This window comes from Nocardiopsis kunsanensis DSM 44524 (assembly GCF_000340965.1).
Taxonomy (GTDB): domain Bacteria; phylum Actinomycetota; class Actinomycetes; order Streptosporangiales; family Streptosporangiaceae; genus Nocardiopsis; species Nocardiopsis kunsanensis.
Genome location: NZ_ANAY01000011.1, coordinates 66156 through 92405 on the forward strand (window position 1 = coordinate 66156; position 26250 = coordinate 92405).

A 26250-nucleotide genomic window follows, 5' to 3' on the forward strand; every position below is an offset into this window, starting at 1 on the left:
CCCATGTTTTTATGAATCCCGCTCAGTTTCCGCCGCGCACACCGTTGCGACCCGGACCACACCGACCTGGTGCCGGGTACCAACGGCCTCCCCTTAACCTGGACGGAGGACATCGGCGCGCCACGGCGGACCACCGGACCTCGGCCCGGCCACGCGGCACAGAGGGGTGTGGCGACCAATCTAGTCCAGGCAATCGTCTGTTGTGAGGCTTTTTGATGCGTAGCTGGCTGACCTATACCGCGGCCCGTCTCGGTCTCTTCGCGGCTGCTTTCGGGGTCGTCTACCTCTTCGGCGCCCGTTCGTGGATCGCATTGGTCCTGGCCTGGGTCGTCAGCGGTCTGGCCTCCTACGTCCTGCTGTCGAAGTGGCGTGACCGGATTTCCCAGCAGATCGTCGATCGCGACAAGGCGCGCCGGGGAGTCCGTCTGGGCGACCGCCTCGATGGCGGGGCCTCACGCGAGGACCACCTCCAGGACGCCGCCGAAGAGTCCCAGAGCTCTCAGGAGGCCTCCTCCGAGAACACTCCGGGCAAGTCCGCGGAGGAGGGCCGGGGTGCCCCTGAGGAGAGCGCAGAGGAGTCTCAGGACGCCCAGGAGGGGGCTCCCGAGGGCGGGGCCGTCCCGCAGGCGGACCAGGAGCCCGCCGCCGCGGACGGCGACGAGCCCGCCAGGGCCGAGACCAAGGGCAGCTGAGGTCCGCCGCCCGTACGGTCAGCCGGCCCGGTCGGCCGAGGATGGTCCGTCCGGGCCCTCTTCGTTCCCGGAGGGACACCGGGCGATCCCCGCGCTGATTCTGCGGTTCGCGGGCACCGTCGCGATCAGGGCGTAGACCACGGCCGAGCCCAGCAGGACCGGAGCCGTGCCCACGATCCCCACGAGTGCGCCCAGCACCGGAGCGCCGAGCGGGACTCCCAACCGGGTCAGCGCCCCCGTCATCGCCATGCCGCGCCCGACCACGTGGCGGGGCAGGCGTTCCAGGATCACCACGGACAGGATCGGGTTGACGAACCCGCTGCCGAACCCACCCACCCCCCACACGACGAGCACGGCCCACAGGGGGAGGTCGAGTGCGAGCGCCGTGAGGCGCGGCGCCCCGCTGACCAGCAGGGCCGCCACGAGTGTGGGTACCCGGGGCAGCCGGTGACCCAGCCAGGCGGCAAGAGCCGCTCCCGCCACCGCCGTGGCGCCCATGACACCGGCGATGAGGCCGACGGTCCCGGGGCCGTGGCCCCGGGCGTCCACCCATACCGGCAGGATCACTGTGGACACGGTCACGTCGATGATGTTCATGACCAGCACGGCACAGACCACCACCCGCAGCGGCACGTCGCTCCACACCGCGGTCCACCCGGTCCGCAGGCGTTCCGGATAACCGGCCCCGGCTTCGGGATCCGCGTGCACGTCAGTGCCCGGCCGCTCGAGTGGGACGAAGAACAGCAGCACGAGCGCGGCCGAGAGCATGAGCGCGGCGGTCAGGTGGAAGGCCGGCATCACACCCGCAGCGGCCACGACCGCCCCCGCCACGACGGGGCCGACGGTCTGGGAGAGGCGGTCGACGGTCCCGGTCAGTCCCGTCACCCGTTCCATGGGGGCACCGGAGACCTCGGCCACGAACGGCGTCAGTGACACCTTGGCGGCCTCCGCGGGGCCGGTGGAGAGACCGACCAGCATCACCAGCACCAGGAGCAGGGGAAAGGACAACAGGCCGGCCTGGTGCAGCAGCGGTACACCCAGTAGTGCGAGGGCTGCGGCGGCGTCGGCCCACACCCCCACGGTCCGGTGGCCGATGCGGTCCATGATCGGGCCGCCGAGCAGACGGGCCGTCCCGTAGGAACCCATCTCCACGGCGGTGACCACACCCATGTGGGCGGGGCTGCCGGTCGTCTGGAGTACGAACCAGGGGAGCGCGATCATCGCCAAGCGAGTGCCCGCGTAGGCCAAGCTCTGGGCCACCACCAGCCCGAGTAAGGGGCGGGCCTTCACCGCTCCTCGCCGCCGTTCTCGTGCGGCCGCTGGTTGTCGGGGTAGGGGCTGGGGAACAGTGCGAGCTGGACCTGCACCAGCCGGCTGTCGGGTGCCTCGGTGTCGGCCTCCGGCCCTGGACGCCGGGCGTAGCGGTCGAGCACCAGACGCAGTTCCTCGCGGAGCGCGTCGGTCTCCTCGGCCGTGAGCTGGGTCAGGCGGTCGGACATGCCCTGTGCCTCGCGCCATTCCTCGGGCTGGGAGGCCCACGCGTCGACCGCGGCGGCCAGGCGCTCGCCCCACATGAGGGCCATGGCGGCGCGGGTGGCGGTGGCCAGTTCGGGTGCCTCGGTGTCCAGGCGTTCGGGCAGCCGGATCCCCGAGTGCGGGGCCCTCCACCAGCGCTCCCGGCTCGTGCCCAGCCCGGGGTCCTCGGTGAGGAAGCCGTAGGTGTGCAGCTGGCGCAGGTGGTAACTGGCCGAGGCCGAGGTGATCTCCAGGGCCTCGGAGACGGCCTTTCCGGTCAATGGCCCGCGGCGCTGCAGAAGGGTGAGGATGCGCCACCGCAATGGGTGGGCGATACCGCGCAGTGAGCGGGCGTCGAGCACGAGGGCGTCGGAGAAGGGGTCGGGGGAGGAAGCGGAAGAACGGGGGGGCGATTCGTCCATACTTCGACGGTAGATGACCAAGTTTCCTTGGCCAAGACTTATTGGCCAAGGAAACTTGGCCGAAAGATATTGGACGAGCAGGGACCTGTTTCCCGTGGGATTCATGGGATGTTGTGTTCTGTGTCGGGACGCGGGGCGGGCCCCGGTGAACTCGTGGGCCGTGTGCCGTGACGGCCGGCCCGTACGGGCCGGGGCGTCCGGGCCGCACCGCGTGTGCGGGCCCTTTAGTCTTGTGCCATGACCCGCGCCAAGCTCGACAAGAAGCCCCAGGACGTCGCGGCGATGTTCGACGGCATCGCTGAGAAGTACGACCTCGTCAACGACGTCATCTCGCTCGGCCAGGACCGTCTCTGGCGCAAGGCCGTGGTCGACGCGGTCGACGCGCAGAGCGGCGAACTGGTCCTCGACCTGGCCGCGGGGACCGGAACCTCCTCCGAGTCCATCGCCCGCAAGGGTGCCCGGGTGATCGCCTCCGACTTCTCCCTCGGCATGCTGCGCACCGGTGTGCAGCGCCGTGGCGGCGCCTCGCGCGGCGGGGTGACCTTCGTCGCCGGCGACGCCCTCCGGCTGCCCTTCGCGGACGAGGCCTTCGAGGCCGTCACCATCTCGTTCGGCCTGCGCAACGTCGCCGACGTCGACCAGGCCCTGGAAGAGCTGCACCGCGTGACCAAGCCCGGCGGGCGGATGGTGATCTGCGAGTTCAGTCACATCCCGGTGGAGTTCGTCGACAAGCTCTACGCCACCTACCTCATGGGTGCGCTGCCCAAGGTCGCGGGCCTGGTGTCCGGAAGCGGGGAGTCCTACGACTACCTGTCCGAGTCGATCATGGCCTGGCCCAAGCAGCCCGAACTGGCCCGGCGCCTGCAGGAGGTCGGCTGGGAGAGGGTCGCCTGGCGCAACCTGTCGACCGGCATCGTGGCTCTGCACCGAGGCTTCCGGGGCAAGTAAAACCGGCATAACGCCCATTCATGCATGAGTAGGCATAAAAAAACATAAACCACTCACGAGTCGTCGTGGGGGCGGAGAGGGCGAAGGCCCAGCGCACCCCGAGGAAGGTCCACTTCCTCGGGGTTTTTGTGTCCTCGGGGTGCTGGTGGGGCGGCCCGTAGCGCCTGAAACAAACTTGAGCTGCATGTTTGTACGCGAATGGCGGCATTCGTTCCTGATGAGGGCGTCTGAGGTCAATGGGAATTTTGTGCATCACGCGATCTTCATACCCCCCGGGGTTCGCTATGGGGTGCGGGAGTGGTCTAGACTTCGGAAAAGAGGTTTGTGAAGTGCTTCACAAGGCCCGGAGATGTGGGACATACTTCGCATCTCGGGCAAGACGAACGTCCCCAAACGGATACAGCACACCGAATGACCGGACCGTCGCCCCGCAACGGACGGTCGCGCAGCACCCGCGAACAGCCGAGGACCAGACCCGTGAGTGAGACAGCCACCTCCCCTCCCAGAGGTCGGGAGCGGAGCGCATACGACGCCGACGTGATCGTCGTGGGCGCCGGCCCCTCCGGCGCAACGACCGCCTACTACCTCGCCCAGGCCGGGCTGGACGTCCTCCTCCTGGAGAAGACCTCCTTCCCCCGCGAGAAGGTCTGCGGTGACGGACTGACACCCAGGGCGGTGAAGCAGCTCACGGCAATGGGAATCACCTTCGAGGACGAAGGGTGGATCAAGAACCACGGCCTGCGCCTGGTCGGCGCCGGCGCACGCCTGGAACTGCCTTGGCCCGACCTGGCCGAGTACCCGGGTTTCGGCCTTGTGCGCACCCGGTACGACTTCGACCAGATCCTGGTCGACCGTGCGGTGGCGGCCGGCGCCGAGCTCATGGAGCGCACCCCCGTCACCGGCCCGATCATCGACGAGCGCAGCAACCGCATCGTCGGGGTGCACGCCAAGAACGCCGACCGCGAGCCGACGAGTTTCCGCGCTCCGCTCGTGGTGGCCTCCGACGGCAACTCCTCCCGCCTGTCCGTGGCCATGGGCGTGCGCAAGCGCGACGACCGGCCCATGGGGGTGGCCGTGCGGACCTACTTCGAGAGCCCCCGCCACGACGACGACTTCCTCGAGGCCTGGCTGGAACTGTGGGACCGCAGCGGCGACAAGGACGTCCTCATGCCCGGCTACGGCTGGGTCTTCGGTGTGGGTGACGGCACCAGCAACGTGGGGCTGGGCATCCTCAACTCCACCTCCTCCTTCCAGGACGTGAACTACCGCAAGCTGCTGCAGCGCTGGACCGCCTCCATGCCCGAGGAGTGGGGCTTCACCGAGGAGAACCAGCGCGGCTCCATCCGCGGCGCGGCCCTGCCCATGGCCTTCAACCGGGTCCCGCACTACTCCCGCGGTCTCATGCTCGTCGGCGACGCCGGCGGCATGGTCAACCCCTTCAACGGTGAGGGCATCGCCTACGCGATGGAGGCCGCCCGCCTCGCCGCCGACGTGATCGTGCAGGCACGCGGCCGTCCCACGCAGCAGACCCGGGAGCGCGCGCTCCTGCGCTATCCCGACGTGCTCGCCGGCACCTACGGCGGTTACTACACACTCGGCCGCTGCTTCGTGAAGCTCATCGGCCAGCCGGAGTTCATGAAGTACGCGACCAAGTACGGCCTGCGCCAGCGCACGCTCATGAAGTTCGGGCTGAAGATGATGGCCAACCTGACAGAGCCCAGCAAGGGCGACGCGATGGACCGGGTCGTCAACGGCCTGTCCAGGATCGCGCCTGCCGCCTGAGCGAACCGCGACCCCCCCGGGGCGGCCCGCCCGCTCCGGCCTCAGACACCGACGGGACGAACCAGAGAAGAACCCGTGCAAGTGAAAGCAATCACAAGCGCTTCGACCCCCTCGGGCCGGCGCCAGTTCCAAGGAGGATGACGGTGGAGCTGTACACACCGCTGTTCGTGCTCGGCGGTATCGGCGCCGCCTTCGTGGTCGTGTCGATGGTCGCCGGTGCCGTCCTCGGGCCCAAGCGCTACAACCGCGCCAAGATGCAGTCCTACGAGTGCGGCATCGAGCCCACCCCCCAGCCGGCCGGCGGCGGCCGGTTCACCGTGAAGTACTACATGACGGCGATGATGTTCATCGTCTTCGACATCGAGATCATCTTCCTCATCCCGTGGGCCGTGCACTTCGACGCCCTGGGCTGGTTCGGCCTGATCGCGATCGTGCTCTTCCTGGTGAACGTCTCCATCGCCTACGCCTACGAGTGGCGTCGCGGGGGCCTCGAATGGGACTGACCGGAACACGCACGATCCGTGGCACACGCCCCCAGACCGGCCCGGAGGAGGACCGCTGATGGGACTCGAAGAGAAACTGCCCGCCGGGTTCGCGCTCACGACCGTCGAACAGGTCGTGGGGTTGGCCCGTAAGAGCTCGATGTGGCCCGCGACGTTCGGTCTGGCCTGCTGCGCCATCGAGATGATGTCGGCCGGCGGCCCCGACTACGACATCGCCCGCTTCGGCATGGAGAAGTTCGGCGCCACGCCCCGCCAGGCGGACCTGATGATCGTCGCCGGCCGGGTCAGCCAGAAGATGGCACCCGTCCTGCGCCAGATCTACGACCAGATGCCCGAACCCAAGTGGGTCATCGCGATGGGCGTGTGCGCCTCCAGCGGCGGCATGTTCAACAACTACGCGATCGTCCAGGGCGTGGACCACGTCGTGCCCGTGGACATGTACCTGCCGGGCTGTCCGCCCCGTCCCGAGATGCTCCTGGACGCCGTACTCAAGCTGCACGACAAGGTGCAGAACACCAAGCTCGGCGCCCACCGCGAGCAGGAGATCGCCGAGACCGAGGAGCGGATGCTGCGCCGTTCGCTCCCGCTCGTGGACAAGGACTGAACATGAGCAACGAGTACGAGCGCGACCGCGACGAGCAGGCCGAGGAACTGCCCGCCGTCCAGGGACGCGAACGCCTGGCCGCACCGGTCAAACGCACCGGCATGTTCGGTGCGCGCACCACCGGTGACACCTCCGGCTACGGCGGGCTCCAGGTGAGGGGGAGCGCTCCCGCGTCCAGCAGCCGCCCCTTCGCCGACCCCGAGGACCCGCGCACCGCCGACTACGACCGTGTCGCCGACGCACTGGAAGCGGCCCTGGGCGAGCGCGGCGACGCCGTCGAACGGGTGGAGGTCGCCAACGGGGAGATCACCTTCCACGTACGGCGCGAGGCCCTGCTGGAACTGGTCCGGGTGCTGCGCGACGACCCCGCACTGCGCTACGAGCTGTGCATCGGGGTCAGCGGCGTGCACTTCCCCGAACACACGGGCCGGGAGCTCCAGGCCGTCTACCACCTGCGCTCCATCACCCACAACAGCCAGATCCGGGTGCAGACCACCTGCCCCGACGCCGACCCGCACGTGCCCTCGATCGTGTCGGTCTACCCGACCAACGACTGGCACGAGCGCGAGACGTGGGACTTCTTCGGGATCGTCTTCGACGGCCACCCCGCCCTGACCCGGATCCAGATGCCCGACGACTGGCACGGCCATCCCCAGCGCAAGGACTACCCGCTGGGTGGCATCCCCGTGGAGTACCGGGGCGCCACCGTGCCCCCGCCGGACGAACGGAGGTCCTACCAGTGACCCGACGGACCACCAACACCGAGTTCGGCCAGAAGGGAGGTACGGCGTGACCGTCACCGAGGACTACATCGACGCGACCGGCGGGGACTGGGACGACGTCATCGAGAAGGCCCAGGCCACCAGCGCCGAGCGCCTCGTCGTCAACATGGGTCCCCAGCACCCCTCGACCCACGGCGTGCTCCGCCTGATCCTCACCCTGGACGGTGAGACCTGCACCGAGGCGCGGGTCGGGATCGGCTACCTGCACACCGGCATCGAGAAGAACATGGAGTTCCGGACGTGGACCCAGGGGACCACGTTCGTGACCCGCATGGACTACCTGACGCCGCTCTTCAACGAGACGGCGTTCTGCCTGGCGGTCGAGAAACTGCTCGGCATCACCGACCGTGTGCCCGACCGCGCCAACATCATCCGTGTCCTGGTCATGGAGATCAACCGGATGTCCTCCCACTTCGTGGCGATGGCGACCTTCGGTATGGAGCTCGGCGCGACCACGATCATGACCAACGGTTTCCGTGAGCGCGAACTGTGCCTGGACGTCCTCGAGCTCATCACGGGCCTGCGGATGAACCACGCCTACGTGCGCCCCGGCGGTGTGGCCCAGGACCTGCCGCCCGGAGCGGTCGGCAAGATCAAGGAACTGCTCCAGGTCATGCCCGAGCGCATCAAGGTGATGCGCAAGCTCCTGGACGAGAACCCGCTCTACCTGGCCCGCACCCAGGACGTGGCCCACCTCAACCTGGCGGGCTGCATGTCCCTGGGTGTGACCGGGCCGATGGTGCGCGCCGCAGGCCTGGGCTGGGACCTGCGCAAGGCCCAGCCCTACTGCGGATACGAGAACTACGAGTTCGACGTCCCCGTCTCCGACGGCGCCGACGTCTACGCGCGCTACCGCGTACGTGTGGCCGAGATGGAGGAGAGCCTCAAGATCATCGAGCAGTGCCTGGACAAGCTCACGCCCGGGCCCGTGATGATCGAGGACAGCAAGATCGGCTGGCCGGCCAAGCTCGCGCTCGGCCCCGACGGTCTGGGCAACTCCCCCGACCACATCGCACACATCATGAGCGGCTCCATGGAGGCGCTCATCCACCACTTCAAGCTGGTCACCGAGGGCTTCCGGGTCCCCGAGGGCCAGTCCTACGCGGCGGTCGAGAGCGCCAAGGGCGAACTGGGCTGCCACGCGGTCAGCGACGGCGGCACCCGCCCCTACCGCGTGCACTTCCGCGACCCCTCCTTCGTGCACCTGCAGGCCGTCGCGGCCATGTGCGAGGGCGGCACGGTCGCCGACGTCATCGCCGCAGTGGCCAGTATCGACCCGGTGATGGGAGGCGTGGACCGGTGAGCGAGAACGAGATCACACCGGAGAGCGGGCCCGACCGTTTCCCCGACGAGGCGGTCACCCGTCTGGAACCGGACGCCAAGGAGATCATCGCCCGCTACCCCCGGGCCCGGTCGGCGCTGCTGCCACTACTGCACCTGGTCCAGGCCGAGGAGGGCCACGTCAGCCAGGCGGGCATGGCCTTCTGCGCCGACCAGCTCGACCTGACGATGGCCGAGGTCAACGCGGTCGCGACCTTCTACACGATGTACCGCCGCCGCCCCGGCGGCGACTACCAGGTCGGGGTGTGCACCAACACCCTGTGCGCGGTCATGGGCGGGGACGAGATCTACTCCTCCCTCAAGGAACACCTGGACCTGGACAACGGGGAGACCACCGAGGACGGCAAGGTCACCCTCGAGCACGTCGAGTGCAACGCCGCCTGCGACTTCGCGCCGGTGGTGATGGTCAATTGGGAGTTCTTCGACCACCAGACCCCCGACACCGCGCGGGAACTCGTCGACGGCCTGCGCCTGGGCGAGGACGTGGTGCCCACCCGCGGAGCGGAGAGCCTCTGCACCTGGCAGGAGGCCTCCCGGGTCCTGGCCGGGTTCGACGACGGCCGCGGCGGCGAGGGCGTCCAGGCCAAGGGGCCGTCCCTGGCCGGGCTGAAGCTGGCCCGTGAACGGGGCTGGACCGCTCCCGACCCGAACGACCTCCCGAGCCGCCCCTCCGAGGAAGAAGGGGGCCAGCAATGACCACCCTGACCCCGATCCTGTCCGAGAACTGGGACCGCACCGACTCCTACACCCTCGACGGTTACCGGGAGACCGGTGGCTACCAGGCCCTGCGCAAGGCCCTGGACACGGACCCCGACGCCATCGTCGACCAGGTCAAGCAGGCCGGCCTGCGCGGCCGCGGCGGGGCCGGGTTCCCCACCGGCATGAAGTGGGGCTTCCTGCCCGACGACAACCCCAAGCCGCGTTACCTCGTGGTCAACGCCGACGAGTCCGAGCCGGGCACCTGCAAGGACGTCCCGCTCATGCTCGCCAACCCGCACGTGCTCCTGGAGGGCGTGGCGATCGCCGCCTACGCGATCCGCTCCCACCAGGCCTTCATCTACGTGCGCGGTGAGGTCCTCCACGTGGTCCGGCGCCTGCGCCAGGCCGTCGCCGAGGCCTACGAGGCCGGCATCTTCGGCAACGACGTCCTCGGCAGCGGCTTCGACCTCGAAGTCGTCGTGCACGCCGGCGCCGGCGCCTACATCTGCGGTGAGGAGACCGCGCTGCTCGACTCGTTGGAGGGCTACCGCGGCCAGCCCCGCCTCAAACCGCCCTTCCCCGCCGTGGCCGGCCTCTACGCCTCGCCCACGGTGGTCAACAACGTCGAGTCCATCGCGAGCGTCCCCGGCATCGTTGCCAACGGCACCGAATGGTTCACCGCCATGGGCACCGAGAAGTCCGCCGGTTTCGGGTTCTTCTCGCTGTCCGGGCACGTGGCCCGACCGGGCCAGTACGAGGCCCCGCTCGGCATCACCCTGCGCGAGCTCCTCGACATGGCCGGCGGCATGCGCCCCGGGCACGAACTCAAGTTCTGGACCCCCGGCGGCTCCTCGACACCGATCTTCACCGACGAGCACCTGGACACCCCGCTGGACTTCGAGTCCGTGGGCCAGGCCGGGTCGATGCTCGGCACACGCGCCCTGCAGCTCTTCGACGAGACCACCTGCGTGGTGCGCGCGGTCGGACGCTGGATCGCCTTCTACGCCCACGAGTCCTGCGGCAAGTGCACGCCCTGCCGCGAGGGCAACTACTGGATGGTCCAGGTCCTGGACCGTCTGGAACGCGGCGAGGGCACCGAGGCCGACATCGACAAGCTCCTCGACATCTGCGACAACCTGCTCGGCCGCGCCTTCTGCGCGCTGGGCGACGGCGCCGCCAGCCCTGTCATGTCGTCGATCAAGTACTTCCGCCAGGAGTACGTCGACCACTACGAGCAGGGCGGCTGCCCCTTCGACCACTCCAGGTCCACCCTCTGGGGCGACCGCGTGACCACGACGGGAGGGAACCAGTGACCGTCACCTCCAACACCTCCGGTGGTTCGTCACCGGCCCCGCCCCCGGAGGACCTGATCACCGTCACCATCGACGGGTTCCAGATCCAGGTCCCCAAGGGCACCCTGCTCATCCGGGCCGCCGAACTCCTCGGGATCCAGATCCCCCGGTTCTGCGACCACCCGCTCCTGGACCCGGTCGGGGCCTGCCGCCAGTGCCTGGTGGAGGTCCCCGACATGGGCAACGGCCGAGCCATGCCCAAACCCCAGGCCTCCTGCACCATCACCGTCATGGAAGGGATGGTGGTCAACACCCACCTGACCTCGGCGGTGGCGGAGAAGGCCCAGCGCGGGATCATGGAGTTCCTGCTCATCAACCACCCGCTGGACTGCCCCGTCTGCGACAAGGGCGGCGAGTGCCCCCTGCAGAACCAGGCGATGGCCAACGGGCAGGGCGAGACACAGTTCGTCGACGTCAAGCGCACCTTCCCCAAACCGATCTCGCTGTCCAGCCAGGTCCTGCTCGACCGGGAACGCTGCATCCAGTGCGCGCGCTGCACCCGCTTCGCCGCACAGATCGCCGGAGACCCGCTCATCGAGCTGATGGAACGCGGGGCCCAGGAACAGGTCGGTATCGCCGGGGACGAGCCCTTCAACTCCTACTTCTCCGGCAACACCGTGCAGATCTGCCCGGTCGGAGCGCTCACCGGCGCCGCCTACCGGTTCCGGTCGCGCCCCTTCGACCTGGTCTCCACCCCCAGCGTCTGTGAGCACTGCGCCGGCGGCTGCGCCCAACGCACCGACCACCGGCGCGGCAAGGTCACCCGGCGCCTGGCCGGGGACGACCCGCAGGTCAACGAGGAGTGGAACTGCGACAAGGGCCGCTGGGCCTTCACCTACGCCACCCAGCCGGACCGGCTCACCCGGCCGCTGGTACGTGACGAGGACAGCCGCGCCCTGGAGTTCGCCTCCTGGTCCGAAGCGGTCAGCATGGCCGCCGACGGCCTCGGACGCGCCCGCGGCAGGGTCGGCGTGCTCGCCGGCGGACGACTCACCTTCGAGGACGCCTACGCCTACGCCAAGTTCGCGCGCCTGGCCCTGGACACCAACGACGTCGACATGCGGGCCCGGGTCTCCTCCGACGAGGAGGCCGACTTCCTGGCCAACCGGGTCGCCGGCAGCCCCATCGACGTCGACTTCACCGCCCTGGAGACGGCGCCCGCCGTGCTCATGGCCGGGTTCGACGCCGAGGACGAGTCACCGACGGTCTTCCTGCGCCTGCGCAAGGGCCACCGCAAACACGGACTCCAGGTCTACTCGGTGGCCTCCCACGCCACCCTGGGCCTCACCAAGGCCGACGGCACCCTGGTCTCCACCGTCCCCGGCGACGAAGCCCGCACCCTCAACCAGCTGGAGAAGGAACACCCCGATGCCGCAGAGGCCCTCGGTCGCGAGGGCGCGGTCGTCGTCGTGGGTGAACGCCTGGGTGCGGTCCCCGGCGGGCTCACCGCGGCCGCCGCACTGGCCGACCGCACCGGGGCCCGCCTCGTGTGGGTCCCGCGCCGGGCCGGTGAACGCGGCGCCGTCGACGCCGGCACACTGCCCAACCTGCTTCCGGGCGGCCGTCCCGTCGCCGACGCCGGGGCCCGGGCCGAGGTCGCCCGTGCCTGGAACACCGGCACCGTCCCGGAAACACCGGGACGCGACACCGAGGCCATCCTCGCGGCCGCAGCAGCCGGGGAACTCGACGCACTCGTCCTGGCCGGCGTCGAACTCGACGACCTGCCCGACCCCGCCGCGGCCCGCGAGGCCCTGGCGAGGGTCCCGTTCGTCGTCAGTCTCGAACTGCGTGCGAGCGAGGTCACCGACCGCGCCGACATCGTGCTGCCGGTGGCCGCGGTCGCCGAGAAGTCCGGCACCTTCGTCGACTGGGAGGGACGCCACCGTCCCTTCGGCGACGCACTCAAGGTGCCCGGAGCCCTCTCGGACCTGCGGGTGCTCTCCGCCGTAGCCGACGCCATGGACGTGCACCTCGGGCTTCCCGACGACGCCACCGCCTACCGCGAACTCATGGAACTGGGGACCTGGGCCGGGCAGCGGGCGCCCGCGCCCTCCGCCAGGCCCGCCGAGGTGTCGGCTCCCGGCGCCGGGCAGGCCGTCCTGTCCACATGGCGCCAACTGCTCGGCACCGGGCGCATGGAGGACGGGGAACCGTTCCTCGCCGGTACCGCCCGGCCCGCCCGCGCCTACCTGTCCCGTGCCACCGCCGACGAGGTCGGGGTCGCCGACGGGGGAAGCCTGCGTGTCACCGGCGCCACCGGCTCGGTGACCGTCCCCGCGATCGTCACCGACATCCCCGACCGGGTCGTCTGGCTCCCCGCCAACGCCCACGGCTGCGACGTCCGCCGTGACCTGGGCAGCCACGCCGGGGAGACGGTCGCGCTGGCCACGCCCACCACCGACGCCGGGAGGCAGCAGTGACCCCCGCCGCTCTCGATCCGCGTGTGGCCCATCTGGCCTCGGAGAGCACCCTGGAGATGTTCGGCAACGACCCCTGGTGGATCACCACCATCAAGGCGTTGGGGATCTTCGTCTTCCTCATGCTCTGCGTGCTCATGATGATCATGGCCGACCGCAAGGTCATGGGCCGCATGCAGCAGCGCCACGGACCCAACCGCATGGGCCCCTTCGGGCTCCTGCAGTCCCTGTTCGACGGCATCAAGCTCTCCCTCAAGGAGGACGTGATCCCGCGCGGGGTCGACCGGTTCGTCTACATCGCGGCGCCCATGATCGCGGCGATCCCCGCGTTCCTGGCGTTCTCGGTGATCCCGCTCGGCCCCGAGGTGAACATGTTCGGGGTCATGACCCCGCTGCAGCTCACCGACCTGCCCATCGCCGCACTCCTGGTCCTGGCCACCGCCGCGCTCGGTGTCTACGGGTTCGTCCTCGGCGGATGGGCCTCCCAGTCCCCGTACGCCCTGCTCGGCGGCCTGCGTGCCTCCGCTCAGGTCATCAGCTACGAGATCGCCATGGGCCTGTCGTTCGTGGCGGTCTTCATCATGGCCGGCACGCTCACCACCTCGGGGATCGTCGCCGCCCAGGAGAACGTGTGGTTCGCGGTCCTGCTGCTGCCCTCGTTCCTCATCTACATCGTCACGATGATCGGCGAGACCAACCGTCTGCCGTTCGACCTGGCCGAAGGCGAGGGCGAGATCGTCGGCGGCTTCATGACCGAGTACGGGTCGATGAAGTTCACGATGTTCTTCCTCGCCGAGTACGTCAACATGTGCACCGTCGCCGCGGTGTCGGTGACGCTCTTCCTCGGCGGCTGGTACGCCCCGCCCGGCGTCTCCACGCTCTTCGCCGGCGCGAACGAGGGCTGGTGGCCCTTCCTGTGGTGGTTCCTCAAGTTCGCCGCCGTCATGTTCCTGTTCATCTGGGCCCGCGGCAGCCTGCCCCGTGTGCGCTACGACCAGCTCATGAAGCTCGGGTGGAAAGTGCTCATCCCCATCCAGCTCGTGTGGATCACCGGCGTGGCCGTCGTCCGCATGCTCGTGCTCGACGGCGCCTCCCCGCTGGTCATCGCTGCGGTCGTGGCCGCCTTCACCGTGGTCACCCTCGCCGCTTTCTACTCCTGGCTGCGCCATGTGCGCCGCGAACACGCGGAGGAGTCCCTACGGCGCGCGGAGAACGCGCGCCGGGCCCACAGCGACCCGTCCTTCGGCGGGTTCCCGGTGCCCCCGAGCACGGCATCGCACTACGGCAGCAGCGTGCTCGCCGAACCGTCGAGGACGGCCGACGCCGTCACCGCCGGCGCTGTCGACCGCAACGAGAAGGGTGAGGAGGTTTCCGGTGCTTGAGTGGCTCAACCCCGTGAAGGGATTCGGTGTCACCTTCCACACCATGTTCAAGAAGGTGCCCACCGTCGAGTACCCGGAGGTCAAGCGCCCCACGGCGCCCCGCTTCCACGGACGGCACCAGCTCAACCGCTGGGCCGACGGGCTGGAGAAGTGCATCGGGTGCGAACTGTGCGCCTGGGCCTGCCCGGCCGACGCGATCTACGTGGAGGCCGGAGACAACACTGACGACGACCGGTACTCGCCCGGCGAGCGCTACGGCCGCGTCTACCAGATCAACTACCTGCGCTGCATCCTCTGCGGCCTCTGCGTCGAGGCGTGCCCCACGCGCGCCCTGACCATGACCAACGAGTACGAGATCGCCGACGACAGCCGGCAGAGCCTGATCTGGACCAAGGAACAGCTCCTGGCCCCGCTCAAGGAGGGCATGGAGGAACCGCCCCACCCCATGCGCCTGGGGGAGACCGAACAGGACTACTACGCCACCGGGCGCGGTGAGCACGGCTCGCAGGGCACGGCCGAGGACGCGGAGGCCCTGCGTTGAACCCGTTCGTTCCCTCCGTCCCCGTGACCACCCTCGCCGCGCCCATCGGTGCGGGGGAGGCCGGCGTCTTCTGGGTGCTGGGCACCATCGCGGTGCTCGGGGCCCTGGGCGTGGTCTTCTCCCGCAAGGCCGTGCACTCGGCCATGTCGATGGCCCTGACCATGGTCGGTCTGGCGATCTTCTACGGCATCAACGAGGCCCCGTTCCTCATGGTCGTGCAGATCGTCGTCTACACCGGCGCGGTCCTGATGCTGTTCCTGTTCGTGCTGATGCTCGTCGGAGTCAGTTCCTCGGACTCCCTCGTGGAGACGCTCAGCGGGCAGCGGATCATGACCGCCGTCGTCGCCCTGGCCTTCGTCGGCGCCCTCGTCACCGGGATCACCCGCATCACCGTCGGCGACCCCGCCGGGATCGCCGGGGGAGCGGCCGCCGCGGGCGGCAGCATTCCCTGGATCGCCGGTGAGCTGATCCTGCGCTACCTGGTCGCGTTCGAGGCCACGGCGGCACTGCTGGTCACCGCCGTGCTCGGCGCCATGGTGCTGGCCCACACCTCCCGCACCAAGAAGCGCCGAACCCAGCGGGAGATGTCGGAGGACCGCATCCGCGGCGACCACCCGACCCCGCTGCCCGGGCCCGGCACCTACGCCCGGCACAACGCGATCGACATGCCCGCGCTGCTGCCGGACGGCACCGTCTCCCAGCTCTCGCTCAACCCGGTCCTCACCGCACGCGACCCCGAACACCAGTCGAGCGTGCCGGAGGAAGCGCTGGCCGGCCGGACCGCGCTGGCCGGCAGCGGCTCCGACCCGGCGAGCCTGAAGATCGCCGAACCCATCGGGGCGGCCAACGGTGGCCCCGGGCACCCGGAGCAGGGCACCCCGACCGTCGACGGCGGGACCGTCGAGAGCGGCGAGGCCTACCGCCACGACGAGAACGGCAACGGGCAGGAGGTCGAGTCCTCGTGGACCCGATGAACTACATCGTCCTCGCAGCGCTGCTGTTCACCATCGGCGCGGTCGGCGTCCTCGTGCGCCGAAACGCGATCATCGTCTTCATGTGCGTGGAGCTCATGCTCAACGCGTGCAACCTGGCGTTCGTCGCGTTCGCCCGGATGCACGGAGACATCGAGGGGCAGGTCATCGCCTTCTTCGTGATGGTCGTCGCCGCAGCCGAGGTGGTCGTGGGGCTCGCGATCATCATGCAGATCTTCCGGACCCGCAGGTCGGCGTCGCTCGATGACGCGAACCTGCTCAAGAACTAGAAGGCGACGTGGCAGTTGTGACACATCACGCGTACCTCGCCGCCGAACCCGCGGCGGCGACCGCTGCCGGCAGCCCCGTCCTGTCGTTCGCCTGGCTGCTGTTCGCTCTCCCGCTCGCGGGCGCGGCGATCCTGCTGCTGGGTGGCCGGCGCACGGACAAGTGGGGCCACCTGCTGGGGACGCTCCTCCCGGTGGCCTCCTTCGTCCTGGCGGTGCTGATCCTCTTCGATCTGCTCGGCCGGGCCGGCGACGCACGCAGCGTCTCCGTGCCCGTCTACGAGTGGTTCACCGTCGGCGGGTTCTCGGCGGGGGTCGACCTCCTCGTGGACCCACTCTCGATCAGCTTCGTGCTGCTGATCACCTTCGTGGGTTCACTGATCCACGTGTACTCCATCGGCTACATGGCCGAGGACCCCGGTCGGCGCCGTTTCTTCGCCTACCTCAACCTGTTCGTCGCCGCAATGCTCGTGCTGGTGCTGGCGGACAACTTCGTACTGCTCTTCCTCGGCTGGGAGGGCGTGGGCCTGGCCTCCTACCTCCTCATCGGGTTCTGGCAGTACAAACCCTCGGCCGCCACCGCAGCCAAGAAGGCCTTCCTCATCAACCGGGTCGGCGACCTGGGCCTGCTCGTGGCGATGATGATCATGTTCGCCGTGCTCGGAGCGATCAGCTTCAGCGAGGTCTTCGCAGCCGTACCCGGCGCGGGCGACGGCATCCTCCTCGCGGTCGGCCTGCTGCTGCTCCTGGGCGCCTGCGGCAAGTCCGCGCAGCTCCCGCTCCAGGCGTGGCTGCTCGACGCCATGGAGGGCCCCACACCGGTGTCCGCGCTCATCCACGCGGCCACCATGGTCACCGCCGGTGTGTACCTCATCGTGCGCGCCGGCCCGATCTTCGAGGCCGCCCCGGTCGCCCAGACCGCGGTCGTCACGGTTGGCGCCGCCACCATGCTCGCCGGCGGCATCATCGCCTCGGCCAAGGACGACATCAAGAAGTCCCTGGCCGGGTCCACGATGAGCCAGATCGGCATGATGGTCCTGGCCGCCGGCCTCGGCCCCGTCGGTTACGTCGCCGCCATCGCGCACCTGATCACGCACGGCTTCTTCAAGGCCGGGCTGTTCCTCGGTGCCGGTTCGGTCATGCACGCCATGAACGAGGGCGTGGACATGCGGCGCTACGGCGGACTCGCCCCGAAGATGCCGATCACCTTCGCCACCTTCGGGGTCGGCTACCTCGCCATCATCGGTGTGCCGCTGCTGTCGGGCTGGTGGACCAAGGAGAGCATCATCTCCGCCACCTTCGGCGTCGGCGGTACCACCGGGCTGGTCCTGGGCAGCGCCGTCGTCCTCGGCGCCCTGCTCACCGCGTTCTACATGTCGCGGATGGTCTTCATGACCTTCCTCGGCGAACCGCGGTGGGAGGAAGGCGTGCACCCCCACGAGTCACCCGCGAACATGACCGTGCCCATGGTCCTGCTCGCCATCGGCTCGCTCGCCCTGGGTGCCTTCCTCATGCTCGGCGACCGCTTCGCCACGTTCCTCGCCCCCGCCACCGGGGCCGAGGTGCACCACTTCGACGTGGCCCACGCCTTCACCGCCCCCTACGGCCTCGCGGCCCTGGTCGTCCTCGTCCTCGGCGTCGCCGTGGCCTGGGCGCTCTACCTGCGTAAGCCGGTGGTCGAGACCGCCCCGAAGGGCAACCTCGTCACCGTCGCCGCCAGTAGGGAGCTGTACGGCAACGAGATCAACGAAGGCCTGGTCATGCGCCCCGGCCAGGTCCTCACCAAGGCCCTGGTCGTGATCGAGGACAAGGTCGTCGACGCCGCGGTCAACGGCCTCGGGGCCGGGGTCCGCGATTCCTCGTCCGGGCTGGGCCGGGCGCAGACCGGGTTCGCCCGGAGCTACGCGCTCACCATGCTCTTCGGCGCCGTCATCGTCGCCGCGACGCTGGCTGTGAGGTTGTAAATGATCCCCTGGCTCACCATCGCGATCGCGCTTCCCGCGATCGGCGCGGTCGCCGTCTGGGCGCTGTCCCGGTCCCGGACACCTGCGGCCGACACGGCACAGACGAACCGGGCCGAGGCCGCCGCCGGCGGAGGCACCGACACCATCACCCGGGTCCGCCCCGCCCAGCGGTCGGCGTCCGCCGGTGCCGAGAACGCCAAACGCGCCGCGTTCGGGTTCTCCCTGGCGACCCTGGCCGTGGTCGTGGCCATGGCCCTGCGTTTCGACACGGGCGCCTCCGGGCTGCAGTTCGAGCAGACCCACGACTGGATCCCGCGCTTCGGCGTGCACTACGCGGTCGGTGTCGACGGCATCGCCCTGGTGCTGATTCTGCTCTCGGCGGTTCTCGTGCCCCTGGTCATGCTCGCCGCCTGGCGCGAGCACGAGGATCGACAGGACGGCGGCGCCGGGTACTTCGCGCTCATCCTGGCCCTGCAGGCCATGATGGTCGGCGTCTTCGCCGCCGCGGACGTGTTCCTGTTCTACGTCTTCTTCGAGGCCATGCTGATCCCGGTCTACTTCATGATCGGGCGCTACGGCCGGGGCGAGCAGCGGGCCCGGGCCGCGGTCAAGTTCCTGCTGTACAGCCTGGCCGGCGGACTCATCATGCTGGTCGCCGTCATCGGCGTCTACGTCGCCGGCGGGACCTTCCTGTGGACCGAGCTCACCGGATCCGGCGGGGCCCTGGCCGGCATCGACACGGAACTGGCCGTGTGGCTGTTCCTCGGGTTCTTCATCGCCTTCGCGATCAAGGCGCCGATGTGGCCGGTACACACCTGGCTGCCCGACGCCGCGCAGGCCTCCCGGCCCGGCACGGCGGTGCTGCTCGTCGGCGTGCTCGACAAGGTCGGCACCTACGGCATGCTCCGCTACTGCCTGGAACTGTTCCCCTCGGCGGTGTCCGCGTTCGTGTGGCCCGTCGTCGCGCTGAGCCTGGTCAGCATCGTCTACGGCGCGATCCTCGCGATCGGCCAGAATGACATGATGCGCCTGGTCGCCTACACGTCGGTGTCCCACTTCGGGTTCATCACACTGGGGATCTTCGCCCTGACAGAGCAGGCCCAGGCCGGTGCGGCCCTGTACATGGTCAACCACGGTTTCGCGACCGGCGCCCTGTTCCTCGTGGTGGGTTTCCTCGTCTCCCGCCGCGGCAGCGCCGAGATCGCCGACTACGGCGGAGTGCAGAAGGTCGCCCCGGTGCTGGCGGGGGCCTTCCTCGTGGCCGGTCTGGCCGGTCTGGGACTGCCGGGGCTGGCGCCCTTCGTCAGCGAGTTCCTGGTGCTCATCGGGGCCTACGCCTTCAGTCCCGTCGCAGCCGTGATCGCCGTCCTCGGTGTGGTGCTGGCCGCGCTCTACGTCCTGTGGATGTACCAGCGCACCATGACCGGCCCCACCCCGGAGCGGCTCTCCGGTCTGAAGGACCTGAACGTGCGGGAGAAGTGGGCGGTCGGCCCGCTGCTGGCCCTGCTCATCGTGTTCGGCCTGTACCCGCAGCCGATGCTCGACGCGATCGACCCCGCGGTCGAGCGCACCGTGCAGATCGGCACCGCGGATGCCCCGGCCGCTGACGGCGCCACCGCCGAGGAAGGAGGACGGGAGTGATCCCCCTCAACACCGACGAGGGTTTCTCCGGACCCGTCGTCACAACACAGGCGCCGACCCTGGACTGGTGGCTGCTCGCCCCGTTCCTGGTCGTGTTCGGCGCCGGCGTGCTCGCCGTGCTCTTCGAGGCCTTCGTGCCCGCCGCACGGCGCCGCGGTCTGCAGATCGCCGTCGCGTTCCTGGCCCTGCTGACCACTTTCGTGCTGTTCGTCCTGCAGGCCGGGAGCCTGCCGGAGGAGGGCGCCACACTCGTGGCCGGGGTGCTGGCCGTGGACCGGGTCGTCCTGTTCTTCCAGGGCACCGTCGCGGTGCTGGCGCTCATCAGCCTCGTGCTCATCACCGAGCGCCGCGACGGACGGGACGCCTTCGCCGCCCAGGCCGCCACTGTGCCCGGGAGTGAACAGGAGCGCGCCCACATCATGGCGGGCTCCCAGCACACCGAGGTCTACCCGCTGGTGCTGTTCGCGGTGCTGGGGATGTTCATGTTCCCGGCCGCGAACGACTTCCTCACCATGTTCATCGCCCTCGAGGTGATGAGCCTGCCGCTGTACCTGCTGTGCGGGCTGGCCCGCCGCCGTCGCCTCTTCTCGCAGGAGGCAGCGGTGAAGTACTTCCTGCTCGGCGCGTTCTCCTCGGCGTTCTTCCTCTTCGGGATCGCCATGGTCTACGGGTACGCGGGCAGTGTGAACTTCGCCGAGGTGCGCGCTGCCGTGGAGAACGGCGGCGCCCCGGCCTTCGACGGCGGCAACGGCGAGCCCCTGATGCTCATGGGGGTCGGGCTCGTGGCCATCGGCCTGCTGTTCAAGGTCGGTGCGGTGCCCTTCCACAACTGGAAACCCGACGTCTACCAGGGTGCACCCACACCCATCACGGCGCTCATGGCCTCCTGCACCCTGGTGGCCGCTTTCGGCGCCCTGCTGCGGGTCTTCTTCGTGCCCTTCGGCGGCTCCCTGGAACTGTGGGAGCCCATGCTGTGGACCATCGCCGTGCTGACGATGGTGGTCGCCGCGATCGTGGCCGTCACCCAGCGCGACGTCAAACGCCTGCTGGCCTACTCCTCGGTGGTGCACGCCGGGTTCATCCTCACCGCCGTGGTCGCCGCCAGCACGGACGGGCTCGCCGGAGCCATGTTCTACCTGGCCGCCTACGGTTTCACGACCCTGGGCGCTTTCGCGGTCCTGACGCTGGTGCGCACCCGCGACGGGGGCCAGGAGCTCGGCGACATCGAGCGCTGGGCCGGGCTCGGTCGGCGCCACCCCGGCCTGGCGGGAGCGCTGTCGCTGTTCCTGCTCGCCTTCACCGGTATCCCGCTCACCAGCGGCTTCATCGGCAAGTTCGCAGTGTTCGAGGCAGCCGTGGCGGCCGGGGCCACCCCGCTGGTGGTCGTGGGTGTGCTCAGCAGCGCGGTGACCGCGTTCTTCTACATCCGGATCATCGTTGTGATGTTCTTCCGGGATTCGGAGGAGGAAGGCCCGACCGTCGTGCCCGCGGGCATGCTCACCGGCGGTGTCATCACCGTGGGTGTGGCCGCGACCCTGACACTCGGCGTGTTCCCGGGGCCCGTGCTCGACACCCTCCTGCCGTCGGACGAGGCGGGCCCGGAGCCGGCCGCGGTCATGGTGGACGAGGCATCGCTGGAGCGCACGGCGCCCTGACCGCCCCAGGGTCCCCGACCCGGGTGGTGGCTTTGGTTCACCATTCCGGGTCGGATACCGTGGCAAGTCGGATCATGTTCATGTGCTGTGCACGGTCGCGGATTCCCCCTTCGGAGCCGTGTACGTGCCCGTTCAACAGGTGGAGCTTTACGGTGAGCGGTGCTGTCCCGAGCGGGTTTCTCGCTCTGCCGAGAGTCGACTTGTCCCTCGCCCGTGAGGTGCAGGACGACCTCGACAAGGTCGAGGAGTTGCTCGAGGACTCGGTGAGTTCGGCCGATCCGCTGTTGACCGAGTCCGCTTCGCACCTGCTGCAGGCGGGCGGCAAGCGTTTCCGCGCGATGCTGGTGCTGCTGGCCTCCCATTTCGGCGACCCTAACAGCCCCGACCTCGTCCCCGCCGCCGCGGTCGTCGAGCTCACCCACGTGGCGACGCTCTACCACGACGACGTCATGGACGAGGCGGAGATCCGCCGCGGACGTCCGAGCGCCAACATGCGCTGGGGCAACAGCATCGCCATCCTCACCGGCGACTACGTGTTCGCGCAGGCCTCGAGGATGCTCGCCGACCTGGGCACCGAGGCCGTCCGGCTGCAGGCCGAGACCTTCGCCCGCCTGGTCAAGGGGCAGGTACGCGAGACCTCCGGCCCGCTGGGGGACACCGACCCGCTCGAGCACTACCTGCAGGTCATCAGCGACAAGACGGCGTCGCTGATCGCCTCCTCCGCCGAGTTCGGCGGGATGTTCGGCAAGGTCGACCCGGAGACCACCGGGACCCTGACCCGCGCCAGCGACGCCCTCGGTATGGCCTTCCAGCTGGCCGACGACATCCTGGACGTGGTCGGCAACCCCGACGACTCCGGCAAGATCCCCGGAACCGACCTGCGCGAGGGTGTGCTCACCCTCCCGATGTTCTACGCCCAGCGCTCGACCGACCCCGCAGACGAGCGCCTGCGCTCCCTGCTGGGCCGCCCGCTCGACGAGACCGAGGCCGAGGAGGCCTTGGCGCTGCTGCGTCCGCACCCGGCCATGGCCGAGGCCGACGCGACGCTGCGCTGGTGGGCCGACAAGGCCCGCGCCGAACTCGCGACCCTGCCCGAGGGCCGCCCCCGCGCGGCCTTCGAGGCGCTCTGCGACTACGTGGTCGAACGCACCGGCTGAGACCCCGGTCTTCTGGGCCCCGGCGCTTCTGTGCCGGGGCCCACGGCATGTGCGGGACCCGGGAGATCGTCGGCCCCGCGGACGGGCCCGGCCCCGCCGGACCGCCAAACGTGCCCGGCGGTGAGAGTTCTGCAGACTTCCGGACACCCGCGCCCCGACCTGCTCCTTCGGCGGGGCAGGTTTCCCGGGGGCCGGGGCGGGCGTTTGGCCGCCCCCTGCCGGGGCAACCCCTGGGCCACAGGAGGTGCTCCGTGGACACGGGAATCGTCGTCGCCGCCGTGGTCGTGGCCGTGCTCATCGGGGCGGGAACGGCGTACCTGCTGTGGGCGTTCGTCCTGCCCGCCCGGCGTACGGCCCGGCTCAGAGAACGGTTCGGCGAGGAGTACGACCACGCCGTCCAGGAACACGGGGACACGGCAGCGGCCGAACACGACCTCGCCGCACGGTTGAGGGAACGCTCCAGCACCGACCTCCGCGAACTCACCGACGGGCAACGGGAACGCCACACGCGGGCCTGGGCCGAGATACAGCAGGGGTTCGTGGACGACCCGGCCGGTGCGGTCCGCAGCGCGCGGCGCCTGTCCGGGACGATCGCGGCCGACCTGGGCTACCCCGACCGGGGTGAGAGCGACGGGGCGTTCGAGCGGCGTACCAAGGACCTGTCCGTGGACCATCCCGGCGCGGTCGCCGGACTCCATCGCGCGCACGCGGCCGTGCGTCCGGCCGATGTCGAGCGGGCCCGCACGGAGGAGCTGCGTGGGCTGTTGGTGGCCTACCGGGCACTGGTGTCCGCGCTGCTGGAAGGCGGACCCGCCCGGGAAGGGAACACGCCGGTGTGCGCGGCGGCCGAGCGGCCGGCGATCGAACACACAGCGGGAGCCGAGTGGCCGGCGGGCACGGCAGAACAGCCCACGGACGAGGAGGGGCCGGCGAGCGGCGCCGGACCCGCGGAACGGTGACCGAGAGGCGCCGGGGCCGGCGTCGAGAGGAGGAGGCGCACGATGGTCGAGCGACCGGCGGGAGACAGGGGAGACGGCGACAGCACGGAAGTCTCCCGTGCGGATCATCCGGACGGGACCGTGGGCCGGGAGGCCGGGCGAGCGGTGAAGGCACCGGAACAGAGGAAGGGCACCGGCGCGGGCGGCGCCGTTGCCCAGGGCTCCGGCCCCGCACGCAGGCCCGTGCGCCGCAAACCCGCGCGTAAGGACCGGCCGGATCCGGACCCGAGCGGACCCGCCCGACCGTGGGAAGGGGACCCGTGGCGTATCGCGCCGCAGGGCATGGACCCGAAAGGGCTGAAGGAACGGTGGACGGGCACCCAAGGCGGGTTCGTCGACGACCCCGCACGGGCGGTACGCGAGGCGGACGCGCTGGCAGCGGAGGTCGCCGATGCCGTCGTCGCGGGTATCGAGGCCCGCCGTGCACAACTGCGGGCGGTCTGGGACGGCGAGGGGGCAAGGACGGACACGGAGTCGCTACGCCTGGTGCTGCGCGAGTACCGCTCCTACGTGGAGCGTCTGGCCGGCGACTGACCCGGGCAGGAACGGGGGCCGGCACGGGCGTGCCCCGCGGGCACAGGGGCCCGGGCACGGTCGGACAACGACCCCGATGGGGCCCGGGCCCGGTGGAGGTTCAGCCTCGGAGCGGTGCCGACGGTGCGGTCAACGCCAGGTCCAGGACTCCCGGGCGGTTTCGCGGCTCAACCCCGCGGCCCGGGCCCGTTCCTCACGTGCACGCCCCCGTTCCAGCCACTTACCGATCCGCTCCTCCATACGGCGCTCGGCCGGGGTGAGGGGAGCGTCCGGGTCGGGGGCCGAGTGCTGTTCCAACGCGGCCACGCGGTCCCGGCCGTCCGTCGGGCCGGCCTCCTCGTCGTGCGGTTCCTTCAACGTCGTCACGACTCCTCCGTTACGAGTGACGGCCCCGCGCCGGGCGGGGCAGTTGTACCGTGTCCGGTCCCTCGGCTGCCCGGAGGCAGAGGCCTCCAGGTTAGAGCGGGACGGGACTTCTGTCAGGAGGTCCTCGGAATCGGCCGGACGCGGACGCGCCCAGGACGGTGCACCACCGCCCCACGCGACCGGCCGCGTGCCGCAGGAGCGGATGCGTTCGCCGCTCCCTGCTCGGCACCGGGACGTGTGCTCCTATTCCTTCGGACCCCACTCGGACTCGTCGAACAGGTCGAACCGGTGCCCGGCCCGTTTCTGGTCGGCCTGTCGCTCCCGGAGGCCGCGCGCCTGGATCTCGTCCAACCGCTGTTCCTCCTCGGTCAGTGGTTCGTCGTCCGGGTCGATGTCCTCGCGCTCGGGGTTCATCCCGGTCCTCCTGCCTTCCACCGCGGGTACGTCACCCTGATTCGATCATGACTCAGGTCACTCGTGCTCGGGAACGGCGTTGTTCGTCACCGGTTCTGTGCGACGAAGGTCCCGAAACGTACACGAGGCGTCGCCGCCCGAGCCCGTCGGGCGGCGACGCAGGGCCGGGGCCGGGCCGGCGCGGGGCTCAGCTCACGAGGGGCAGGGCGTCGGATCCGGGCAGGTCGGTGACGGTCGGGTGCTCGACCATGCCCTCGGGCGTCTCGGGCGCCTCGGTGCCCCCGGAGATGCTGACGGGGTCGCTGAGGTCGATGTCGTGCACGAGGTCGGTGCCCCGGCTCAGCCCGTCGACGAGGTCCTCGGCGGTTCCGGTGTCCACCCCCTCGGCGACCTGCGGGAGCCCCAGTTCCGAGGACTGGGGGAGGGTCTGCCCGACCTGTCCTGTGACGGGCTCGACCGCCTCCAGCGCCGGGTCGAGTTCACCGTCGGTCAGGCGCACGTCGGTGTCGGCGGCCGGACCGCTGAGGGAGAAGGTCTCGACACCCTCCGGGGTGAGGCCGTCGGTCGCCGCCTCGGCCGTCCCGGCCAGGCCCGGGCTCTCCTGTGCGGACTGCGGAACCGTCGGCGGCTCCTCAGCGCCGACGCGGTCGGCGGCCTCACCGGGCAGAGCCGGGACCCGCTCCAGGTCCGAGACCTGCGGGACGACCTGGTCGCGCACGTCCACGAAGGTGCGGGCCGCCTGCGGGACGACCGTGGTCACGGTCTCCTCCAGGCCCTGACCCGCGCCGCGGGCGCTCTCCTCGAGGCGGTCCCCGGCCCCGTGTGCGGTCTCCTCCACGGCTTCCCCGGCCCGGTGGCCCGCGGTGTCGTAGGGGTCGCCGTCCAGGCCGGTCATCTCCTGACCCTCGGCGAGCGTGTCTGCGGCCACGGGAAGCGGGTTGGGCGCGTCCCCCACCGGGGTGACGATGCGATCCCCGCTCTCCGGCAGGGCCTCCCCGAGGTCCGGTGCGGGCTTGTCGGGGTCGTTCGCGGTCTGCTGGAGCTCGTCGAGTGCGCCCCCGGCAGCGTTGCCCGTGCCCTGGGGGACGAGGCTGTTGACGGTGGGCGCGACGTTCTCCATCAGGGTCCGCTCCACTGCGGGGGCGACCTCCTGGGTGGCGGACTCGAGGGTGCCGGCGCCGGCGAACCCGGAACCGAGGGCGACGAAACCGGCCGTGCTCGCGGCGAGCAGGGCCGTCCTCGCGGTGAAGAGGCGGTACTGCGGCATGGGTCTTCCTTCCTGG

General features: G+C 70.2%; 25 protein-coding genes. 20 read left to right on the forward strand and 5 right to left on the reverse strand.

What is annotated here, in order from left to right; all coding sequences use genetic code 11:
- Nucleotides 1–215 precede the first annotated feature (215 nt).
- A complete protein-coding gene (locus D456_RS23895; RefSeq protein ID WP_017575838.1) occupies nucleotides 216–692 on the forward strand; it encodes a DUF4229 domain-containing protein in 477 nt (158 codons plus the stop codon).
- Nucleotides 693–710: 18 nt separating this feature from the next.
- Here D456_RS23895 and D456_RS0108975 read toward each other — a convergent pair whose 3' ends face one another.
- Together D456_RS0108975 and D456_RS0108980 are read right to left on the reverse strand one after the other, a co-directional pair.
- Complete coding sequence (locus tag D456_RS0108975) at nucleotides 711–1955, reverse strand: MFS transporter (RefSeq protein ID WP_239643794.1); 1245 nt, start codon at nucleotides 1953–1955, stop codon at nucleotides 711–713.
- Between the two features lie 23 nt (nucleotides 1956–1978).
- Nucleotides 1979–2629 (reverse strand): winged helix-turn-helix domain-containing protein, encoded by a 651-nt coding sequence (locus D456_RS0108980; RefSeq protein WP_017575840.1) that lies wholly within the window; start codon nucleotides 2627–2629, stop codon nucleotides 1979–1981.
- Nucleotides 2630–2866: 237 nt separating this feature from the next.
- Between D456_RS0108980 and D456_RS0108985 the strand changes: the two genes are divergently transcribed.
- The 19 genes from D456_RS0108985 (at nucleotide 2867) to D456_RS0109075 (ending at nucleotide 24187) form a co-directional block, all read left to right on the forward strand.
- A complete protein-coding gene (locus D456_RS0108985; protein WP_017575841.1) occupies nucleotides 2867–3577 on the forward strand; it encodes a demethylmenaquinone methyltransferase in 711 nt (236 codons plus the stop codon).
- A gap of 477 nt (nucleotides 3578–4054) precedes the next feature.
- Nucleotides 4055–5359: a geranylgeranyl reductase family protein gene (locus D456_RS0108990; RefSeq protein WP_026115709.1), complete on the forward strand. Its 1305-nt coding sequence runs from the start codon at nucleotides 4055–4057 to the stop codon at nucleotides 5357–5359.
- A gap of 143 nt (nucleotides 5360–5502) precedes the next feature.
- Nucleotides 5503–5862 carry an NADH-quinone oxidoreductase subunit A gene (locus tag D456_RS0108995; protein ID WP_026115710.1) on the forward strand — a complete coding sequence of 120 codons (360 nt, stop codon included), beginning with the start codon at nucleotides 5503–5505 and terminating at the stop codon, nucleotides 5860–5862.
- 58 nt (nucleotides 5863–5920) lie between these two features.
- The gene (locus D456_RS0109000; RefSeq protein WP_017575844.1) at nucleotides 5921–6466 is read left to right on the forward strand and encodes a NuoB/complex I 20 kDa subunit family protein; all 546 of its coding nucleotides are present in this window, start codon (nucleotides 5921–5923) and stop codon (nucleotides 6464–6466) included.
- Nucleotides 6467–6468: 2 nt separating this feature from the next.
- Nucleotides 6469–7209 (forward strand): NADH-quinone oxidoreductase subunit C, encoded by a 741-nt coding sequence (locus D456_RS0109005; RefSeq protein WP_017575845.1) that lies wholly within the window; start codon nucleotides 6469–6471, stop codon nucleotides 7207–7209.
- Between the two features lie 46 nt (nucleotides 7210–7255).
- The gene (locus tag D456_RS0109010; RefSeq protein WP_017575846.1) at nucleotides 7256–8551 is read left to right on the forward strand and encodes an NADH-quinone oxidoreductase subunit D; all 1296 of its coding nucleotides are present in this window, start codon (nucleotides 7256–7258) and stop codon (nucleotides 8549–8551) included.
- Entirely contained in the window at nucleotides 8548–9285 is a 738-nt protein-coding gene (gene nuoE / locus D456_RS0109015; RefSeq protein ID WP_017575847.1) for an NADH-quinone oxidoreductase subunit NuoE, read from the forward strand. Before D456_RS0109010 ends, nuoE begins: the two co-directional genes overlap by 4 nt.
- Nucleotides 9282–10601: an NADH-quinone oxidoreductase subunit NuoF gene (gene nuoF, locus D456_RS0109020; RefSeq protein WP_017575848.1), complete on the forward strand. Its 1320-nt coding sequence runs from the start codon at nucleotides 9282–9284 to the stop codon at nucleotides 10599–10601. The genes nuoE and nuoF overlap by 4 nt, the downstream gene beginning before the upstream one ends.
- Entirely contained in the window at nucleotides 10598–13060 is a 2463-nt protein-coding gene (locus D456_RS0109025; RefSeq protein ID WP_017575849.1) for an NADH-quinone oxidoreductase subunit G, read from the forward strand. The genes nuoF and D456_RS0109025 overlap by 4 nt, the downstream gene beginning before the upstream one ends.
- A 56-nt stretch (nucleotides 13061–13116) precedes the next feature.
- On the forward strand, nucleotides 13117–14439 hold the full coding sequence (nuoH, locus tag D456_RS0109030) for an NADH-quinone oxidoreductase subunit NuoH (protein WP_230480078.1): 1323 nt from the start codon (nucleotides 13117–13119) through the stop codon (nucleotides 14437–14439).
- Nucleotides 14432–14980: an NADH-quinone oxidoreductase subunit NuoI gene (nuoI, locus tag D456_RS0109035; protein WP_017575851.1), complete on the forward strand. Its 549-nt coding sequence runs from the start codon at nucleotides 14432–14434 to the stop codon at nucleotides 14978–14980. Before nuoH ends, nuoI begins: the two co-directional genes overlap by 8 nt.
- Complete coding sequence (locus tag D456_RS0109040; protein WP_017575852.1) at nucleotides 14977–15954, forward strand: NADH-quinone oxidoreductase subunit J; 978 nt, start codon at nucleotides 14977–14979, stop codon at nucleotides 15952–15954. Before nuoI ends, D456_RS0109040 begins: the two co-directional genes overlap by 4 nt.
- Nucleotides 15942–16241 (forward strand): NADH-quinone oxidoreductase subunit NuoK, encoded by a 300-nt coding sequence (gene nuoK / locus D456_RS0109045; protein ID WP_017575853.1) that lies wholly within the window; start codon nucleotides 15942–15944, stop codon nucleotides 16239–16241. Before D456_RS0109040 ends, nuoK begins: the two co-directional genes overlap by 13 nt.
- 17 nt (nucleotides 16242–16258) lie before the next feature.
- Nucleotides 16259–18202, forward strand: coding sequence for an NADH-quinone oxidoreductase subunit L (gene nuoL, locus D456_RS0109050; RefSeq protein WP_017575854.1), 1944 nt, complete (start codon nucleotides 16259–16261; stop codon nucleotides 18200–18202).
- Nucleotides 18203–19843, forward strand: coding sequence for an NADH-quinone oxidoreductase subunit M (locus tag D456_RS0109055; RefSeq protein WP_017575855.1), 1641 nt, complete (start codon nucleotides 18203–18205; stop codon nucleotides 19841–19843).
- On the forward strand, nucleotides 19840–21498 hold the full coding sequence (gene nuoN, locus D456_RS0109060; protein WP_017575856.1) for an NADH-quinone oxidoreductase subunit NuoN: 1659 nt from the start codon (nucleotides 19840–19842) through the stop codon (nucleotides 21496–21498). The genes D456_RS0109055 and nuoN overlap by 4 nt, the downstream gene beginning before the upstream one ends.
- 152 nt (nucleotides 21499–21650) lie before the next feature.
- A complete protein-coding gene (locus D456_RS0109065; protein WP_026115712.1) occupies nucleotides 21651–22655 on the forward strand; it encodes a polyprenyl synthetase family protein in 1005 nt (334 codons plus the stop codon).
- Nucleotides 22656–22906: 251 nt separating this feature from the next.
- Nucleotides 22907–23614, forward strand: coding sequence for a hypothetical protein (locus tag D456_RS0109070; RefSeq protein WP_017575858.1), 708 nt, complete (start codon nucleotides 22907–22909; stop codon nucleotides 23612–23614).
- 42 nt (nucleotides 23615–23656) lie between these two features.
- A complete protein-coding gene (locus tag D456_RS0109075) occupies nucleotides 23657–24187 on the forward strand; it encodes a hypothetical protein (RefSeq protein ID WP_017575859.1) in 531 nt (176 codons plus the stop codon).
- 129 nt (nucleotides 24188–24316) lie between these two features.
- Here D456_RS0109075 and D456_RS0109080 read toward each other — a convergent pair whose 3' ends face one another.
- The 3 genes from D456_RS0109080 to D456_RS0109090 all read right to left on the reverse strand — a co-directional run bounded on the left by D456_RS0109080 (nucleotide 24317) and on the right by D456_RS0109090 (nucleotide 26234).
- Nucleotides 24317–24553, reverse strand: coding sequence for a hypothetical protein (locus D456_RS0109080; protein WP_152442518.1), 237 nt, complete (start codon nucleotides 24551–24553; stop codon nucleotides 24317–24319).
- Between the two features lie 243 nt (nucleotides 24554–24796).
- Entirely contained in the window at nucleotides 24797–24967 is a 171-nt protein-coding gene (locus tag D456_RS27070; protein WP_017575861.1) for a hypothetical protein, read from the reverse strand.
- A 187-nt stretch (nucleotides 24968–25154) separates the two neighbouring features.
- Nucleotides 25155–26234 (reverse strand): hypothetical protein, encoded by a 1080-nt coding sequence (locus tag D456_RS0109090; protein ID WP_020480248.1) that lies wholly within the window; start codon nucleotides 26232–26234, stop codon nucleotides 25155–25157.
- Between the last annotated feature and the right edge of the window lie 16 nt (nucleotides 26235–26250).

Bases quoted from the DNA above. Each gene is read 5' to 3' on its own strand.
- D456_RS23895 (WP_017575838.1), top strand. From the start codon at position 216: ATGCGTAGCTGGCTGACCTATACCGCGGCCCGTCTCGGTCTCTTCGCG.
- D456_RS0108985 (WP_017575841.1), top strand. From the start codon at position 2,867: ATGACCCGCGCCAAGCTCGACAAGAAGCCCCAGGACGTCGCGGCGATG.
- nuoF (WP_017575848.1), top strand. From the start codon at position 9,282: ATGACCACCCTGACCCCGATCCTGTCCGAGAACTGGGACCGCACCGAC.
- D456_RS0109075 (WP_017575859.1), top strand. From the start codon at position 23,657: ATGGTCGAGCGACCGGCGGGAGACAGGGGAGACGGCGACAGCACGGAA.
- D456_RS0109005 (WP_017575845.1), top strand. From the start codon at position 6,469: ATGAGCAACGAGTACGAGCGCGACCGCGACGAGCAGGCCGAGGAACTG.
- D456_RS27070 (WP_017575861.1), bottom strand. From the start codon at position 24,967: ATGAACCCCGAGCGCGAGGACATCGACCCGGACGACGAACCACTGACC.
- D456_RS0109000 (WP_017575844.1), top strand. From the start codon at position 5,921: ATGGGACTCGAAGAGAAACTGCCCGCCGGGTTCGCGCTCACGACCGTC.
- D456_RS0108980 (WP_017575840.1), bottom strand. From the start codon at position 2,629: ATGGACGAATCGCCCCCCCGTTCTTCCGCTTCCTCCCCCGACCCCTTC.
- D456_RS0109055 (WP_017575855.1), top strand. From the start codon at position 18,203: ATGATCCCCTGGCTCACCATCGCGATCGCGCTTCCCGCGATCGGCGCG.
- D456_RS0109090 (WP_020480248.1), bottom strand. From the start codon at position 26,234: ATGCCGCAGTACCGCCTCTTCACCGCGAGGACGGCCCTGCTCGCCGCG.
- nuoH (WP_230480078.1), top strand. From the start codon at position 13,117: ATGTTCGGCAACGACCCCTGGTGGATCACCACCATCAAGGCGTTGGGG.